Origin of the sequence: Staphylococcus sp. HMSC62A08 (assembly GCF_001839105.1) — a bacterium.
Taxonomy (GTDB): domain Bacteria; phylum Bacillota; class Bacilli; order Staphylococcales; family Staphylococcaceae; genus Staphylococcus; species Staphylococcus caprae.
Genome location: NZ_KV840049.1, coordinates 1 through 1182, shown reverse-complemented (window position 1 = coordinate 1182; position 1182 = coordinate 1). Strand labels below are relative to the sequence as shown.

Here is a 1182-nt window from a genome sequence, read left to right as displayed (position 1 = left end):
CTTGCGCTTGTCGACGTTTATTTTCATTTCGTTCTTGTTCTGAAACCATTGCTAATATTTGTATGATTAAATCTTTCATAAACTTATCTAATAAAGGATTGCCAATGACTTCATTCATCATAGGTAAACTAGTAATCATCAATTGAACTTCTTTATCCTTTAAATAATTAACTGTGTTAATCACTTCATCATAATTACGACCTAAGCGATCAATCGATTCTACTACAAATCTATCGCCCATTCTCACAAAGTTAAGTGCTTCTTGAAATACGGGTCTATTTTCTACTGACTTTCCCGACTGTTTCTCTGTAAATATTTTCTCTACGCCAAATGTTTTCAAATTATCTATCTGTCTCTCTAAATTTTGATCTATCGAAGATACTCTTGCATAACCTATAATCATTCATTTTCACTCCAAATTAATATACACCCTAATCATACGTTCAAGTTACTATAAATTCAATAACTTATTTTGTGTGATTAGGGTGTACCCTAAATAACATAAATCAGTAGCTTGCAAAAATTTAATTAATAATTTATGGTTAATACATCAAAAAAAGTTGATTTATTATTTTTAGTATTTTATAAAGGAGTTCAATTTTATGAGAATAAATCATGCGAGTACATTATCTATTGATTATTTTGTTAGTTATTTAAACCTAATTATGATATCAAGAGAAGTTTCTTTAAAAGAAGCTGTATCATATATGAAATACTCTTTCTTTAACAACAAGATTGAAACATATGGTGAAATAACTGCACATAACTTTAAACAAGCAGTTGAAAGACTTAAATAATTATCTAATATAAGAATGGAAGTGATTAAATGGAAATAATCAAGACCAATCCAGATGTACATAAAGAAGAACAATTAGATTTTTATGAAAAGATATTTGATGCACTTGCAGATAAGATTAGACTTAAAATTTTACAATCAATACGTCAAAGTGATACAAAGTCTTTGTGCGTGTGCGATTTGGAAGAAATGTTAGGATTGAAACAATCTAAACTTTCGTACCATTTAAAAAGATTGGTAGATGCAAATATATTAAGTGCTGAAAAGCATGGTACTTGGAATTATTATCAAATTAATGAGCAACAAATACAGATAGTTTTAAATGAAGATACTTGCTGTAAGATACTTTAAGTATCTTTTTTATCATAATATTAATCAATTTTTTT

Annotated in this window: 3 protein-coding genes; 2 read left to right on the top strand and 1 reads right to left on the bottom strand. The window is 27.3% G+C overall.

Annotation, left to right across the window (positions count from 1 at the left end):
- Positions 1-403 (bottom strand): recombinase family protein (locus tag HMPREF3264_RS10715; RefSeq protein ID WP_070873306.1); only part of this gene is annotated, 403 nt, incomplete at its 3' end.
- 199 nt (positions 404-602) lie between these two features.
- Between HMPREF3264_RS10715 and HMPREF3264_RS10710 the strand changes: the two genes are divergently transcribed.
- Positions 603-797: a hypothetical protein gene (locus HMPREF3264_RS10710; RefSeq protein ID WP_070873305.1), complete on the top strand. Its 195-nt coding sequence runs from the start codon at positions 603-605 to the stop codon at positions 795-797.
- Positions 798-826: 29 nt separating this feature from the next.
- On the top strand, positions 827-1147 hold the full coding sequence (locus HMPREF3264_RS10705) for an ArsR/SmtB family transcription factor (RefSeq protein ID WP_070873304.1): 321 nt from the start codon (positions 827-829) through the stop codon (positions 1145-1147).
- Positions 1148-1182 lie beyond the last annotated feature (35 nt).

Bases quoted from the DNA above. Each gene is read 5' to 3' on its own strand.
- HMPREF3264_RS10710 (WP_070873305.1), top strand. From the start codon at position 603: ATGAGAATAAATCATGCGAGTACATTATCTATTGATTATTTTGTTAGT.
- HMPREF3264_RS10705 (WP_070873304.1), top strand. From the start codon at position 827: ATGGAAATAATCAAGACCAATCCAGATGTACATAAAGAAGAACAATTA.